General features: G+C 72.0%; 16 protein-coding genes and 1 pseudogene. 11 read left to right on the forward strand and 6 right to left on the reverse strand.

Annotation, left to right across the window (positions count from 1 at the left end; genetic code table 11):
* Window positions 1-1,608: a molybdopterin-dependent oxidoreductase gene (locus MWU75_RS09880; protein WP_247090081.1), complete on the forward strand. Its 1,608-nt coding sequence runs from the start codon at window positions 1-3 to the stop codon at window positions 1,606-1,608.
* A 14-nt stretch (window positions 1,609-1,622) separates the two neighbouring features.
* On the forward strand, window positions 1,623-2,318 hold the full coding sequence (locus MWU75_RS09885) for a hypothetical protein (RefSeq protein WP_247090083.1): 696 nt from the start codon (window positions 1,623-1,625) through the stop codon (window positions 2,316-2,318).
* Here the strand turns inward: MWU75_RS09885 and MWU75_RS09890 are convergent.
* The gene (locus MWU75_RS09890) at window positions 2,291-2,656 is read right to left on the reverse strand and encodes a VOC family protein (RefSeq protein ID WP_247090085.1); all 366 of its coding nucleotides are present in this window, start codon (window positions 2,654-2,656) and stop codon (window positions 2,291-2,293) included. The two genes, MWU75_RS09885 and MWU75_RS09890, sit on opposite strands and share 28 nt — an antisense overlap.
* Window positions 2,657-2,778: 122 nt before the next feature.
* The gene (locus tag MWU75_RS09895; protein WP_247090087.1) at window positions 2,779-3,372 is read right to left on the reverse strand and encodes a hypothetical protein; all 594 of its coding nucleotides are present in this window, start codon (window positions 3,370-3,372) and stop codon (window positions 2,779-2,781) included.
* Window positions 3,373-3,438: 66 nt separating this feature from the next.
* Between MWU75_RS09895 and MWU75_RS09900 the strand changes: the two are divergent.
* Both MWU75_RS09900 and MWU75_RS09905 read left to right on the forward strand, forming a co-directional pair.
* Window positions 3,439-3,849 (forward strand): annotated as a pseudogene (locus MWU75_RS09900) (ABC transporter ATP-binding protein); the annotation flags it as partial.
* A complete protein-coding gene (locus tag MWU75_RS09905) occupies window positions 3,846-4,706 on the forward strand; it encodes an ABC transporter substrate-binding protein (RefSeq protein WP_247090089.1) in 861 nt (286 codons plus the stop codon). The pseudogene MWU75_RS09900 and the gene MWU75_RS09905, both read left to right, overlap by 4 nt.
* 75 nt (window positions 4,707-4,781) lie before the next feature.
* On the opposite strand, the gene MWU75_RS09910 is transcribed toward MWU75_RS09905, so the two are convergent.
* Window positions 4,782-5,417, reverse strand: a complete 636-nt coding sequence (locus tag MWU75_RS09910) for a helix-turn-helix domain-containing protein (RefSeq protein ID WP_247090091.1) — start codon at window positions 5,415-5,417, stop codon at window positions 4,782-4,784.
* Window positions 5,418-5,487: 70 nt separating this feature from the next.
* Between MWU75_RS09910 and MWU75_RS09915 the strand changes: the two genes are divergently transcribed.
* Window positions 5,488-6,810, forward strand: coding sequence for an MFS transporter (locus tag MWU75_RS09915; RefSeq protein ID WP_247090092.1), 1,323 nt, complete (start codon window positions 5,488-5,490; stop codon window positions 6,808-6,810).
* A 51-nt stretch (window positions 6,811-6,861) separates the two neighbouring features.
* Window positions 6,862-8,094: a DUF2892 domain-containing protein gene (locus MWU75_RS09920; protein ID WP_247090094.1), complete on the forward strand. Its 1,233-nt coding sequence runs from the start codon at window positions 6,862-6,864 to the stop codon at window positions 8,092-8,094.
* Here MWU75_RS09920 and MWU75_RS09925 read toward each other — a convergent pair.
* The 3 genes from MWU75_RS09925 to MWU75_RS09935 are packed head-to-tail and all read right to left on the reverse strand — an operon-like array spanning window position 8,018 to window position 10,483.
* Window positions 8,018-9,064, reverse strand: coding sequence for a zinc metalloprotease (locus tag MWU75_RS09925; protein WP_247090096.1), 1,047 nt, complete (start codon window positions 9,062-9,064; stop codon window positions 8,018-8,020). The genes MWU75_RS09920 and MWU75_RS09925 overlap by 77 nt on opposite strands.
* Window positions 9,042-9,404 carry a hypothetical protein gene (locus MWU75_RS09930; protein WP_247090097.1) on the reverse strand — a complete coding sequence of 121 codons (363 nt, stop codon included), beginning with the start codon at window positions 9,402-9,404 and terminating at the stop codon, window positions 9,042-9,044. Before MWU75_RS09930 ends, MWU75_RS09925 begins: the two co-directional genes overlap by 23 nt.
* Window positions 9,401-10,483, reverse strand: coding sequence for a DUF2330 domain-containing protein (locus tag MWU75_RS09935; RefSeq protein WP_247090099.1), 1,083 nt, complete (start codon window positions 10,481-10,483; stop codon window positions 9,401-9,403). The genes MWU75_RS09930 and MWU75_RS09935 overlap by 4 nt, the downstream gene beginning before the upstream one ends.
* 92 nt (window positions 10,484-10,575) lie before the next feature.
* Here MWU75_RS09935 and MWU75_RS09940 point away from each other — a divergent pair, with 92 nt between their 5' ends.
* From MWU75_RS09940 to MWU75_RS09950, 5 genes are all read left to right on the forward strand, one after another.
* Window positions 10,576-11,562, forward strand: a complete 987-nt coding sequence (locus tag MWU75_RS09940) for a serine/threonine-protein kinase (protein WP_247090101.1) — start codon at window positions 10,576-10,578, stop codon at window positions 11,560-11,562.
* Between the two features lie 50 nt (window positions 11,563-11,612).
* A complete protein-coding gene (locus MWU75_RS19935) occupies window positions 11,613-11,747 on the forward strand; it encodes a hypothetical protein (RefSeq protein WP_281497045.1) in 135 nt (44 codons plus the stop codon).
* A gap of 41 nt (window positions 11,748-11,788) precedes the next feature.
* The gene (locus MWU75_RS19940; protein WP_281497046.1) at window positions 11,789-11,914 is read left to right on the forward strand and encodes a hypothetical protein; all 126 of its coding nucleotides are present in this window, start codon (window positions 11,789-11,791) and stop codon (window positions 11,912-11,914) included.
* Window positions 11,886-12,977, forward strand: a complete 1,092-nt coding sequence (locus tag MWU75_RS09945; RefSeq protein WP_247090103.1) for an ROK family transcriptional regulator — start codon at window positions 11,886-11,888, stop codon at window positions 12,975-12,977. The genes MWU75_RS19940 and MWU75_RS09945 overlap by 29 nt, the downstream gene beginning before the upstream one ends.
* Window positions 12,978-13,132: 155 nt before the next feature.
* Window positions 13,133-13,792, forward strand: coding sequence for a TetR family transcriptional regulator (locus MWU75_RS09950; protein ID WP_247090105.1), 660 nt, complete (start codon window positions 13,133-13,135; stop codon window positions 13,790-13,792).
* Window positions 13,793-13,796: the final 4 nt, after the last annotated feature.

Here is a 13,796-nt window from a genome sequence, read left to right on the forward strand (position 1 = left end):
ATGAGCACCCGGGGCACTGGTGCGCTCGTCGGCGTCGCCGCGGGCGCGCTCACCCTCGCGGTGGCCGAGATCGGCGCCGCGCTGTTCGCGCGCGGAGGCTTGGAGGGCGGCACGGCCTCACCACTCGTAGCGGTGGCCGGCGCTTTCATCGACCGGACCCCGCCGTGGCTCAAGGACTTCGCGATCAGCACCTTCGGAGCCAACGACAAGCTCGCTCTGGTGATCGGCATGGGCCTGGTCCTGACGGGCCTGTGCGCGCTGATCGGGATGCTGGGTGCGCGCCCGACGAAACGAAGACGTAGAGGCGAGGCAGACCGCCGGAACCACAATTTCGCGTGGGGGTTGGGGGCGTTCGCGCTGGTCGGCGTGGTCGGGGTGCTGGCCGTCGCCAGCAGGCCGAACTTCGCGTGGCCGGACACGCTGCCCACGATCGTGGGCACCGTCGTCGGCCTGGTGACGCTCGACCGGCTCTGGGCTCGTCTCGCGGCGGCGGATGCGGCACCGGACGCCGTGCCGACGCCGATGGGCTCGGGTGCCGCGAGCCGGCGGGCGGTCCTGGGGTGGGCCGGCGGGCTGACGGTCGTCGGGGCGCTCGGCATCATCGCCGGCCGGACGCTGAGCCGGGCGGGCGAGGTGGTCGAGGCCGCGCGGGCCCAGCTCGGCAGGCTCCGGGTCGCCCGGCCGGTGACCGTCCCAGACGGTGCCTCGCAGGGCGTCCCGGGCCAGACGTCATACATCACGCCCGCCGACACCTTCTACCGGATCGACACCGCCATCAGCGTGCCCCAGGTCGACCCGCAGACCTGGCGGCTGCGGGTCACCGGCATGGTCGACCGCGAGGTCGAGATGACCTTCCAGGACATCCTCGACGAGGAGCTGGTCGAGGCGCTGGTGACACTCACCTGCGTCTCCAACTACGTGGGGGGCAACCTGGCCGGCAACGCGGTGTGGACCGGGCTGCCGGTCCGCGAGGTGCTGGCCCGCGCAGGCGTCCAGGAGGGGGCCGACATGGTGCTGTCGACCAGCGTCGACGGCTTCACCGCCGGCACGCCGCTGGAGGCGATGACCGACGACCGCAACGCGCTGCTGGCGGTCGCGCAGAACGGCGAGGCGCTGCTGGCCGAGCACGGATTCCCGGTGCGGCTCGTGGTGCCGGGGCTCTACGGCTACGTCTCGGCCACCAAGTGGGTGACCGAGCTCAAGGTGACCCGGTTCGACCAGGACGAGGGCTACTGGACGCCGCGCGGCTGGTCCGCGCGCGGACCGATCAAGACCGCCTCCCGGATCGACGTCCCACGGGTGGGCGAGCGACTCAACGCCGGGGAGGTGGTGATCGCCGGGGTCGCGTGGGCGCAGCACCGCGGCATCGACCGGGTCGAGGTCCGCATCGGTGACGGGGACTGGCAGGAGGCCACCCTCGCCGAGGAGCCCACCATCGACTCGTGGCGGCAGTGGATGCTGACCTGGGACGCCGAGCCGGGGGAGTATGCCGTGAGCGTGCGGGCCACCGACGGCACCGGCGAGGTGCAGACCGACGAGCGGGCCCTGCCCGCGCCGGACGGGGCCAGCGGCTGGCACACCGTGACCGTCATGGTCGAGGGGGCCTGAGCCGGGGGGAGTCCATGGGTCCGGTCGCTGTCGTCGCCGTCTGGGTAGTCCTTCTCGCGGGGTGGACCGTCCTGCGGGGCGACGTCGTCCGCCGCGCCCAGACCACGGGCGTGAGCCCGCTGCGCCTGCTCCGGCCCAGGCCCTGGTCGATCGGGCTGTGGTGCGTCGTGGCCGTGCCCTCGCTGGTGCAGGTGGCAGCTGCTCCCGAGCTGCTCAAGTGGGGCCAGCGGGAGTCCTCGGCCCTCGCCGCGGGTCAGTGGTGGCGCCTGGTCACCGCGCTCGGCCTGCAGGACGGCGGTTGGGCGGGCACCGCCTTCAACCTGGCGGTGCTGGCGGTCACGCTGCTGCTCGTCGGGGCAGTATGGCGCGGGGTCCCGGCCGTCCTCGTCTTCCTGGTGGGCGGGGTGCTGGCCAACGCGCTCACCTGGCTCGTCCTCGACCAGACCGGGGCCGGCAACTCGATGGCCACGTTGTGCCTGCTCGCGGTCGTCGCGGTCGCCACGGCCTGGCCGGGGAGCGGGTGGTGGTCGTGGTCTGCGGTGCTCCCGGTCCTGCTCATGGCCGCGGCTGCGGTGACGCTCCTGGCGGTCCGCGACCAGCACGGCCTGGCGGTCGCCCTCGGTCTCCTCGGTGGGGCGGTGCTGCGCTGGTCGGGGCCGCGGTGGTCGCGACCGTGGGCCGCTCAGGACGCGTCGGTGGTCCCCTCGTAGAGGCCGATCTCGTTGCCGTCAGGGTCGGTGAAGGAGGCGAACCAGCTGGTCTCGCTGATCGGGGTCTTCTCCATGACGACGGTGCCGCCGTGCTCGCGCGCCAGGCTCAGCGTGTCGTCGATCGAGTCGACCTCGACGTAGGACCGGGGAGAGGTGAAGCTCTCACTGCGGGGCGCCAGGCCACCGCCGCTGATCTTGTTGGGTGCCTGCCACATGGGGTAGCCCTCGTAGCCGGGCACCTCGGCGATCTGCCAGCCGAACAGTCTGCTGTAGAAGTCCGTGGCGCGGGCTGTGTCCGCGACCGGGATGTCGATGTGCGTGATGTCTCCGTGAGGCATTGGTCGTGTCCTCCTTGGCGTCTGCGACCGTCGTCGGCCGCACCCTTCCGAGTCTGGCACCGGCCCCTGACATCCGCACCCGACTTCTGCTCGCGGCCGCGGTCTCAGCCCCGGAGGGCGCCTCAGTCCTCGGGCGTCCCGTCCTGCCAGGCCGAGTCGAGGGTGTCGACCGCGATCTCGTCATACTCGTCGAGGTCCTGCCCCTGTCCCCGGCGCACGTGGTAGCGGCCGACGCAGAGCAGGGAGTAGGTGGCGCTGTCGTCCTCGCCGGTGCGCTCGGCGAGGTCCAGTCCCCGGTTGAACCACCCGAGGGCGCGCCGCGGGTCGCGCGAGGACCAGAGCTGCCCCAGGACCGAGTAGGTGACGACGTGGAGAGGTCGGCTCCTGCGCGTCTCGTTGTCGAGGGCCAGGGCCTCCTCGTCCCGGCCGGTCTCCAGATACAGCTCGATCAGGAAGCACCGCGGGTCCACGCCGCCACGATCGTCGAGGTCGATGGCCCGGCGGAGCACCTGCTCGGCGGTCTCGGCGTCACCGGCGTCCCCGAAGTACTGCCCCGCCATGGCGAGCAGGGCGGACGGGGCGTGGTCGTCGGCGGGATGGGGGTCCTCGGCCAGCGCCAGCAGCTCCCGCGCGAGGGGGAGGAGCTGCTCGCCCTGGGCCTCGTCATACGACATCTCGAGGTCCAACACGTCGCTGAAGGTGACTGGTTCGCGCACCCGACGACCCTACCGGCCCCCTGTCGCAGAGCACCCACGGAGTTAGGTTAGCCTTGCGACGTCTACGAGCTCTCCGGCGGTCAGCGACAGCGCGCCTGGGTGGCGATGGCGCTGGCGCAGGAGAGCCCCATCCTGCTGCTCGACGAGCCCACCACCTTTCTGGACATCTCCTACCAGGTCTCGCTGCTCGACCTGTTCGCCGACCTCAACCGGGAGGCGGGACGCACCGTCGTCGCGGTGCTCCACGACATCAACCACGCCGCCCGCTACGCCTCGCACCTCATCGTGATGCACGAGGGCGACATCGTCGCGCAGGGACCGCCTGCGGACGTCATCACCGCACCGCTGCTGGACCAGGTGTTCGGCATCGACGCCACCATCATCGAGGACCCGCTCAACGACGGCCCCCTGGTGATCACTGCACACCGGGGACACTCCGCCCCGGTGACCACCCTGGAGAGGACACACAGCGCATGAAGCGACACACCCACTCCTCCGTCCTCACCGCCTCGGCGGTGACGCTCGGTCTCCTGCTCACCGGCTGCGGTGGTGCGGAGGACCAGCCCGAGGAGGCGGAGGCCGACACCCGGACCGTCGTCGACGCGACCGGGACCGAGGTCGAGGTCCCGGCGGACCCGCAGAAGGTCGTCACCCTGCACTACGCCGCGACCCAGCCGATGTACGACCTCGGCCTGATGCCCGTCGGTCAGGGCGATGTCAACGAGGAGATCGTGCCGGAGGACGTGTGGCCGGAGCTGTCGAACGTGCCGGTCGTCACCGACCTGGGCGAGCCACAGCTGGAGGAGATCGCGCTGCTGGAGCCGGACCTGATCCTGGCGCCGAACACCACCGAGGACGACGTGCTGGAGCACCTGCGCAACACGGCGCCGGTCTACATCTTCACGCTGCGCGGCGGCGACCGCGCCAACTGGCAGCACCGCACCGTCGAGGTCGCCGACGCGATCAACAAGAGCGACGGCGTGGACGAGCTGCAGGCCGCGTTCGAGGCCCGACAGGAGGAGATCGCCACCACCTACGCCGACCAGATCGCCGACACGAAGGTGGCCGTCGTCGGCTCCTTCGAGGAGAACAACATGTACGTCTGGGGCGAGGCGAACATGACCGGCACCATCCTGCTGCCGCTGGGCTTCACCTGGTCCGAGCAGGCCAACACGATCGTCGCCACCGAGGACGAGGCCGAGGTCACCGTCTCCTTCGAGAAGATCGGCACCGCCATCAGCGCCTTCCCGGGCGGCAAGAACACCATCGCCGGCTACAGCGACGCCAACTACCTGCTGGACATGGTGGAGGAGGCCCTGGCCGCCCAGGGCTGACCTGCACACCAGGAAGTATGACGACCCTGTCCGGTCTCCCTGACGACCCTGTCCGGTCTCGCTGACCGGGCAGGGTCAGTCGTCGTCGGCCGCCAGCGGGAAGGCGTCCAGGTAGATCCGCACCCGACGCCGCGCCGTTGACGCTCCGGGCTCCTCCGCCTCACGCCCTCGCTTGGCGGCCTCACTGTGCTCGTGCAGGAGCGTCATCAGGGCCTCGCCGAGCGCGGTCGCCTCGTCGAGGGTCAGCTCGGCGGTGACCCGGCTGTTCAGCGAGCGGGCCGCCCACTCCGGGTCCTCGGTCACCGAGCGCTCGAACCAGTCGGCCAGCGCCTCCGCCCGCTGGGCGACCTGCCGGCGCAGCGTCGCCTCGATGGCGGGCCGGGTGCTCGAGTCCTTGGCCATCTCGTAGCCGTTCATGCTGAAGCCGACGGCCTTCCACCACCGCTCACGACCCGTCCCCCGCCCGACGTCCTCGGTCACGAAGCCGTGCCGCTCGAGCTGGCGCAGGTGATAGCTGGTCTGCCCGGTGTTCTCTCCGGTGTGCCTGGCCAGCATCGTCGCTGTCGCCGACCCGTGGTCGTTCAGGTAGTCGTACATCGCCATGCGCAACGGGTGGGCGAACGCCTTCATGGCCGTCGCGTCCACGGCGGGAGCGAGGTAGGGCGGGTGGTTCGCCGACGAGGCATCGACGGGGGTCTTGCGCTCAACCATGGTGCAGAGGTACCTTTGCAGAGAAAGTTATGCAGATGAACTTCTGCACCTACTCTACCTGGAGGCACCGATGAGCACGAGCACCACCCAGGACCCGACCGAGGCGCCGATGAGCACGAGCATCACCCCCGACCCGACGCCAGCACCGCAACCGACCACGACCCCGGCGCGCGCACGCCTGGGCCGGCCCTTCGGCATACATCTCACGGGGGTGTCCCTGGCCAACCTGGCCGACGGCATCATCCTTGGCGGGCTGCCGCTCGTGGCGGTCACGCTGACCCGCTCGCCGGGGGAGATCTCGCTGCTGCAGGTCGCCTTCTGGCTGCCGTGGCTGCTGCTCGGTGTGGCCGCGGGTGTTGTGGTCGACCGGCTGGACCGGCGGCACGTGCAGCTGGCCGGCGCCGCGGCGCGGGTGCTCCTGCTGGGCGGTATGACGGGGCTCGCGGCCACCGACCGGCTCACCATGCCGCTGCTCATCGCCGCGGTCGGGGTCTACGGCATCACCCAGGTCTTCGTCGACCTCGCGGCCTCATCGATCATCCCGCAGGTGGCGCCGCGCTCGCGGCTGTCCGCTGCCAACGGGCGGATCATGGGCGCCGAGACCGTCTTCAACAACTTCGTCGGCGGCCCGGTCGGCGGGCTGCTGTTCGTGCTGGGCGCCGGCTGGGTGTTCGGCATCCCGGTGGCGCTGGGCATCGCGTTCCTGCTGCTCATCGGCCTGGGGCTGCGTGGTAGCTACCGCGCCGAGCGCACGCCCGAGCCCGTCGGCCGGCAGCGGCAGGAGCTGCTCGAGGGCTTCCGCTTCCAGATCACCCACCCGGTGCTGCGGCCGCTGCTGCTCACCGGCTCCACCCTCAACTTCGCCAACACGGCCTACTTCGCGGTCTTCGTGCTCTGGGTGGTCGGTCCGGAGTCCCGGGTGGGTCTGTCGCCCGAGCAGTTCCCGCTGCTCCTGGCCGTCCTCGCCGTCGGCGCCGTCGCCGGTGCGCTGGTCGCCGAGCGGCTGTCCGCCCGCGTCGGTGAGGTGCCACTGCTGATCGGCGGCTGGTTCGTCAACTCCGCGCTGCTCATCGTGCCGGTCCTGGCGCCGGAGGCGTGGTCCATCGCGGCGGCCTTCCTGGTGATCGGCTTCACCAACATGTGCGGCAACGTGGTCGGGCGCACCATGCGCCAGCGGCTGGTGCCGGCCGACAAGCTGGGCAAGGTCGGCGGCGCCGGCGGCATGATCGGCTACGGACTGATGCCGCTGGGCGCGCTCCTGGGCGGCGTGGTCGCCGAGGTGTGGGACCTGCCGGCCGTGTTCGTCGGCGCGGTCGTGCTCAACCTCCTGGCCGTGACCTACGCCGCGACACGGGTCAGCACGCGTCTCCTCCACGAGCACGAGACCGTCTGAGTCACCTGACTGGTGACGGACGCGGTCGTCGGCATCGGGCAGGATGGCGCCATGAGCCACAGCGAGCAGGGACCGCCCCCGGACGCCTGGATCCCGGTCATCCTGTTGTTCGCCCGGGACCGCTCTGAGGCCGGCTGGGTGTGGACCCGGCCCGAGGACGTGCGCAGGGAGCTCGCCGAACGCCACATCCTGGCCGGGGTCGTGGGGGAGGGCCCGCGGGCCATGGAGGACCTGGTCATGGCCCGGGTCGCGGTGCATCCGGACGGGCTGGTCGCGATGCTGCCGGAGCCCGACGGCCCGCCGGTGGCCGGCCCGCGTGTCGAGGAGGTCGTCTCCGAGCTCGCCCACGCGATGCGCACCGTCATCGTGGTCGACGGGGAGCTGGCGGTGGGCACGGCCGGGGTGCCGCTCGAGCAGGTGCCGCCGGAGCTCACGCGAACCACCGAGGACCGGCGCACGGTGTACGCGTGGCCCGGCACCGAGCGCTACGTCGCGAACGCCGCCGCCCTCCAGCTCAAGGAACCGGTCACCTGGCACGACGCCGAGGGCTGGACGGTCCTGGCCTCCGAGCACGCGCCCGAGCGGGTGCTGACCGGCCTGCCGCCGGGTGCGACCCGGTCGCCGTTCGTCGTCCTGAGCCGGCGCGGCCCGGAGCGGACCTTCGAGTATGTCGTGGGCAAGGGGGCCGACGACCTGCGCCTTATGGCCTGGTGGGGACCCTGGCTGGAGCCGGTGCAGGACTTGGGGTCCGCGCACGAGGAGACCCGTGAGCTGCTGGACCGCCTGGTCCACCCGCGGTTCGGCGACGACCAGGTGCCCGCCCACGACGGGATGACCGCCGAGCAGCGACGCGAGGTCGGCCAGGCGATGGCCGACCCGGACGGTGGGGCGTTCCTGGCCCGGATCGGCGCCGCCTTCGACCTGCCCGAGGTCGCGGCCCAGCTGGCCGAGCAGCCACGTGAGGACGACGACCCAGCGCTGACCGGCGAACCGGTCGAGGTGAGCGGCCGCCTCAACCTGGCGCGCGCGGCATACTCCGAGATGCAGACCGCGGAGCTGACCCCGCAGCAGGAGCGGATGGCGAGGGGCGTCGCGTGGGTCGAGCTGGTCATCGGACTGGTCGCGCTGGCGGTCGCGATCTGGGGGTTCCTGCCGGGCCCCTGGTGGCTGTGGCTGGTCGCCGGCGTGGCCCTGACCGGCGATGCCCTCAAGGACCTGGTGGTCGACCCGCTCCGCGAGCGGCGCAAGGCGGCTGAGGCGGCCCGGTCGGCTGACGCAGGCTGACCTCGTCGACGGGACTCACCGTGCCGATGGTGGGCCGCATCCCCTCCAGAGCCACCTGCATGCGCGTCACCTGGCCGTGGGTGAACATCATCATCGAGTCGTCGTCGACGTAGTCCATGTAGTTCATGAACAGGTCGCCGTCGGGCGCGTTGTTGCAGGAGATGACCGGGAAGAGCGGCTTGCCGGTGTTGGGCCCTCCCTGGTTGGGGGTGTCGTCCACGAAGTCGGTGCCGTGGCAGCCGGTGCCGTCATCACCCCAGATGTGCCGCAGGTTGAGCCAGTGGCCGACCTCGTGCGTGGCGGTGCGTCCGAGGTTGAACGGAGCGGTGGCGGTGCCGGTGCTGCCGCAGGCGGTGTGCGTGATGACGACGCCGTCGGTCGCGTCGGGGCCGCCGGGGAACTGGGCGTAGCCGAGCAGCCCGGCGGCCAGCTGAGCGACCCACACGTTGAGGTAGTGGTCGGCCGGCCACGCGTCGGCGCCCCCGGTCGCCGCCGCCTTCACGGCGTCATCATCGGTGAAGCCCTCGACGGTCGTCCTGGTGCGGGTGATGCCGTCCGACGGGTTGCCGGCGGGGTCAGTGGTGGCCAGCTCGAACCCGACCCGCGCGTCACCGCGGAGCCCGGCGAACGGTGCCGGCACGGTGCCGCCGTCGAGGTTCAGGTTGCGGAAGTCCGCGTTGAGGGTCTCGAGCTGCGAGGCGATCTGCTCCTCGGAGATGTTCTCCTCGTCCGTGCGGTGCACGACGTGCACCACGACGGGGATGGTGGTGACTCCGGCCCGGCCCGCGGTGCCTGCGCCCCGCTCCGCACGCCAGGCCTGGTTCTCGCACGTGGCCCGGCGCTCGGCGTAGCCGGGCACCTCCCGCAGCAGCCGCTCGTGCACCCGGTCGGTGGCACAGGTGCGGGTCGCTGGTATGAACGGCTCGGCCGGTCCGCCGCCGTGGTCGTCACCCTGCATCGGGCTCGTCATGTGCACCCCTCCCTGTCTCGGTCGACGTCATCAGGAGTGCAGTCTGGTCGAGGCCACCGACAGTGAGGTGGAGCGCCCGGCCGTCCTCGGTCTCGACCACGACCTGGTCGTCCACGACGCGCCACGTGGCCGGGGTCTGATCGGTCCGGTCCGCCGGTCCGGGCCTGCCCACGGAGGCCGAGCCGTCCGGGCCCAGCGTGATGCTGTCCCGAGGCATCCGCGCCCGCGGGAACGCGAACGACGTGGGGCGGTAGACGGCGACTCCCGGCTGGTCCTCCTCGTGGGAGTGGAACCACTGTCCGCGAAGGCTGGCCTCGTGGCCCGGCGCGCCGGCGCTCATGCCGGTCGCCCCCGCCGGGTCAGGCGCACCACGAGGACGACCAGGACGGCGCCGGCGGCCAGCACCAGCAGACCCAGGATGATCGCCACGTCGATCGGGATGAGGTAGGTGTCCTCGTAGATGACTCGCTGGAACGGCGCGTCGTCGGCCGCCGCCGCGAACGTGTAGTCGGAGGTGATCATCCGGTCGGGCTGGGAGAACCCCTGGTCGATCGTGGTCAGGTAGGGCGTGCTGCCCACCAGGGCGCGGAGCTCGGCGGACTCGAGGGAGTCCGGGTCGAGCTCCCCGGCGAAGAGCACCTCCGGCGTCGAGCCACTGCTCGCGGTCGGGTCGGTGCGCTCGGCCCGGTGCCCGGAGAGCACGTAGGTGCGGGTCTCCTGGTGGCTGGTGGCCGCCCGGGACATCCGCATCGGATAGACCAGCTCCTCGCTCGGGAAGCTGACCTCCAGCGGGGGCAGGTCGCCGGCGAGGGCCTGTCCCTCGGCGGTCAGCTGGACGGCGACGAACGCCCACCCCTCGTCGGTGTAGGGCTGCACGACGGAGGCGAACTCCTCGCTCATCACGTAGTCGCGCTCGTCGAGCCAGGCCTCGAGCGCCCCCGGGTCGTCCGCTGTGAGCACCGTCGCCTCGAGCGGGCCGAGGTCCTCGACGCTCAGCACGTTGACACCACCGTCGCCCGGCGCCCCGGCGCCGTCCCCACCCCCGTCGCCGTCGCCGACGAAGAGCCACCGTGGGCCGAACAGGTGCCGGCGCTCCTCGTGCCGGGGCTGGGAGGCGCGGAACAGGTCGACGAACATCTGCTGGTTGCCCAGCGAGACCTCCGCGGGTGCCGGTGTCGGCAGCAGGAGCCCCGCCTCGCTATCGGTGCCGTGGGCGCTGAGCTGCAGGTGGATCGTCTCGACCCCCTCGTGCAGCTGGAGCACGGCGGTCTCGCGGCCGATGACGGTGCTCGCGTCGTCCGGGCCGACCATCCCGCCGCAGGCGCACGCCATGGCCGAGGACGCCCCGACGGACAGCGCCGCACCCACCACCCCGGCCGCTGTGGCCCGGGCGATCCAGGCTCTGGTGCGTGTCGGCATACTGCCCCTCCTCGGTCGTCTCGTCCGGACCTCGGACGCACTATCCCACCGATCGGCTCCGACCGAGACGTGTGGCGCCTACAGTGGGCGCCGTGGGAGAGGTGTTCGCGGGCCGCTACGAGCTGGTCGACCCCCTCGGTGAGGGCGGTGGCGGTGTGGTCTGGCGTGCCTGGGACCGGCGCGAGCGGCAGTATGTCGCGGCCAAGGTGCTGCGTCAGGTCGACGCCGCCTCGTTGCTGCGCTTTATCCGCGAGCAGGCGGTGCGCATCGAGCACCCGCACGTGCTGACGCCGGGGGGCTGGGCGGGGGAGGACGACCGGGTGCTGTTCACCATGCCGATCGTGCGCGGCGGCTCGGTGGCAACGCTGATCGGGGACTTTGGCCCACTGCCGCCGAGGCTGACCGCGGTGCTGCTCGACCAGGCCCTCGCCGCGCTGGAGCAGATCCACGACCACGGGGTGGTCCACCGGGACGTCAAGCCCGGCAACCTGCTGCTCGACGCGACCGGACGTGACCTGCCGCACCTGCGGCTGAGTGACTTCGGCATCGCCGCGGCGGTTGACCAGCCGCGGCTCACGCACGGGCCGGTCACGCTGGGCACCGAGGGCTATCTCGCGCCCGAGTGCCGTCAGCCGGGCTGGGACCCGGACCCGCGGGCCGACCTGTATGCCGTGGGGATGAGTGCCCTGGAGATGGTCACCGGGCAGCGTCCGGCACCGGGTGCTCCGCTGGAGGCGCTGGCTGGCGCGGACGTGCCGGAGCCGCTGCTGCAGTTCATCCGGGGCCTGGGGGAGTTCGACCCGCAGCGCCGGACGGCGACGGCCGCCGCGGCGCGCGAAGAGCTCGCCGCGACCGGGCTGCTGGACGGCCGCGACCCGGAGCAGATCCTGGGCGACATCGAGGTCTTCGACCACGTGCCGGAGCTGCCGCCCGGCTGGACGACCGACGGCCCGGGGGTCGCGGCCAGCACCACCACGCCCCCGCCGGTCCGGGACCGACGGGGGCTGGGGCTGGCCGTGCTGCTGCTCGTCGCCGGGGGCGTCGCGCTGATGCTGGCGGTCTACCTCGCCTGGGGATGAACGTCCGGAGACGTCACCCAGGTGCGCTCGGCCAGCTCCGAGCTGCTCAGGTGCGCGTCACCCTGGCCAGCAGCGCGCCGCCGGCTCCCAGCAGCCCGAGCCCGCCCACCACCAGGGCGATGATCAGCCCGCGGGGCGTGTCGTCGCTCGGGGCCTCGATCGGCGGGGCGGCCGCGATGTCCTGACCGGTGGCCTCGGCCTGATCGTCGACCCCCTACAGTATGGCGTGGCACGGGCACAGTTCAGCCAGGCCCCGCAGTGCGTCCCCGAAGTCAGCGGCGCCCGGCTCGACGTCCTCGCTGCGCGCGGCCAACGAGCGGCGGGTGCTGACGGTGCTGCGGACGCCGACTGACCAGGGGGCGCCCACCCAGGCCGAGCTCGCGCGGGCCACCGGTCTGGCGCACGCGACCGTCTCCAACATCGTGCGGGACCTGACCGCCGCCGGCGTGCTGGAGACCGAGCCGAGCAGCGGGCGACGTGGATCGGCGGTGCGACTCGCCCCGGGGGCCGGTGTCGTGGCGGGCGTCGACTTCGGGCACAGCCACGTCGCGGTCGCGGTCGGTGACCTCACCGGGAGGGTCCTGGCCGAGGAGTGGGTGACGGCCGAGCCAAGCGGTCACGCGGCGGACCTCGCGCGGGCGGCCTCGATCCTGGAGCGCATCGATCCCGGTGCTGGACCGCTGCGGCACGTCGGTCTCGGACTGCCGGCACCGGTGGTCAACAACGTCGTCCGGTCCTCGGCCATCTTCCCCGGCTGGGAGGGCGTGGACGCCGCGGCGGCGACGGAGGCGGTGTTCGGTGCCGCGGCCCACGTCGAGAACGACGCCAACCTGGGCGCGCTCGCCGAGCACCGGCAGGGGCAGGGGAGGGGGCACAGTGCGTCGGTCTTCGTGAAGATGGGCAGCGGTGTGGGGGCCGGCATCATGATCAACGACGAGCTCTTCCAGGGCGCTGACGGCACGGCGGGGGAGATCGGACACCTGACGGTGGACGAGCAGGGGCCGATGTGCCGGTGCGGCAGCCGGGGGTGCCTGGAGACCTACACCTCCAGCGAGCACCTGCTGAGGCTGCTCGGACCCCAGCTCCCCGTGGGCAGCTTCGCCGAGGTCGTCGTGGCGGCCAACGACGGCAACGTCGCCGCCCGCCGGGTGATCGAGGACGCCGGGCTGCGCCTGGGGTGGGCGCTGGGCGCCGTGGTGAACCTGCTCAACCCGGGGATCGTCATCCTGGGCGGCGCGACCCCGCAGGCCGGCGAGCTGCTGCTCGAGCCGACCCGCACCGGGCTGCGGCGGCACGCGCTCGACTCCGTCACCGACACCCCGATCGTGATCAGCGCGCTCGGGGACCGCGCCAGCATGGTGGGTGCCGTGCAACTGGCGGCCGAGCACACCGAGCTGGTCCACGCCGGGCGGTAGGTGCCTTCGCGTCGCGCTGACGCCTCGGGGCGGGCGCCGGCACGTTTGCCGAGCACCTCTGGCGCGTCTCGTTGCCCGAAGAAGGCGATTGACTGAACGGACAGTCAGCCGGTATGCTGAGACTGACTAAGTGTTCAGTCAGTCGAGGAGGCCGGGTGTCCGACACCGACAGTCGAGGTGGCGCCGAGCGCATCATCGAGGCGGCGATCGACCTCTTTGGCAGGCACGGCGTGCACGGCACGAGCCTGCGATCCGTTGCGCAGCAGGCTGGCGTCTCACAGGCGCTGGTCGTGCACCACTTCGGCTCCAAGGACGGCCTGCTCAGGGCGTGTGACCACCACGTGGCGAGTGTGACCAGGGCCAACAAGGAAAGGACCGTGGCCGGAGGTCCGCAGCTGGACCCGTTCCAGACCCTCCGCCAGCTGGAGAAGAGCCAGCCGCTCCTACGCTATCTGGCACGGGCGCTGACCGAGGGTGGGGAGCGCACCCGCGAGCTGGTCGACGAGTTCGTGGCCGACGCGCACGACTACATGCGGCTGGCCGAGGAGGCCGGCTTCGTCAAGCCCAGCGCCACGCCCCACGAGCGGACCATCGTGCTGGTCATCTGGTCGATGGGGGCGCTCGCGATGCACTCGCACGTGAAGCGCCTGCTCGGCGTCGACTTCCTCGCGGACGACGCCCCGCCGGAGAGTCTCGGCCCCTACCTGCGCCCGATGCTCGAGCTGTTCACCCAGGGGCTGATGCAGGAGGGGGCCTTCGACCAGATGACCGAGATGTTCGAGGTCCCAGAGTCGATCTCTGAAAGGGAAGCGTGAGTTA

The organism is Ornithinimicrobium sp. F0845, from assembly GCF_023015765.1.
GTDB lineage: Bacteria > Actinomycetota > Actinomycetes > Actinomycetales > Dermatophilaceae > Ornithinicoccus.

Coding starts and splice junctions, on each gene's coding strand:
- MWU75_RS09880 (WP_247090081.1), top strand. CDS start 1: ATGAGCACCCGGGGCACTGGTGCGCTCGTCGGCGTCGCCGCGGGCGCG.
- MWU75_RS09885 (WP_247090083.1), top strand. CDS start 1,623: ATGGGTCCGGTCGCTGTCGTCGCCGTCTGGGTAGTCCTTCTCGCGGGG.
- MWU75_RS09890 (WP_247090085.1), bottom strand. CDS start 2,656: ATGCCTCACGGAGACATCACGCACATCGACATCCCGGTCGCGGACACA.
- MWU75_RS09905 (WP_247090089.1), top strand. CDS start 3,846: ATGAAGCGACACACCCACTCCTCCGTCCTCACCGCCTCGGCGGTGACG.
- MWU75_RS09910 (WP_247090091.1), bottom strand. CDS start 5,417: ATGGTTGAGCGCAAGACCCCCGTCGATGCCTCGTCGGCGAACCACCCG.
- MWU75_RS09915 (WP_247090092.1), top strand. CDS start 5,488: ATGAGCACGAGCACCACCCAGGACCCGACCGAGGCGCCGATGAGCACG.
- MWU75_RS09920 (WP_247090094.1), top strand. CDS start 6,862: ATGAGCCACAGCGAGCAGGGACCGCCCCCGGACGCCTGGATCCCGGTC.
- MWU75_RS09925 (WP_247090096.1), bottom strand. CDS start 9,064: ATGACGAGCCCGATGCAGGGTGACGACCACGGCGGCGGACCGGCCGAG.
- MWU75_RS09930 (WP_247090097.1), bottom strand. CDS start 9,404: ATGAGCGCCGGCGCGCCGGGCCACGAGGCCAGCCTTCGCGGACAGTGG.
- MWU75_RS09935 (WP_247090099.1), bottom strand. CDS start 10,483: ATGCCGACACGCACCAGAGCCTGGATCGCCCGGGCCACAGCGGCCGGG.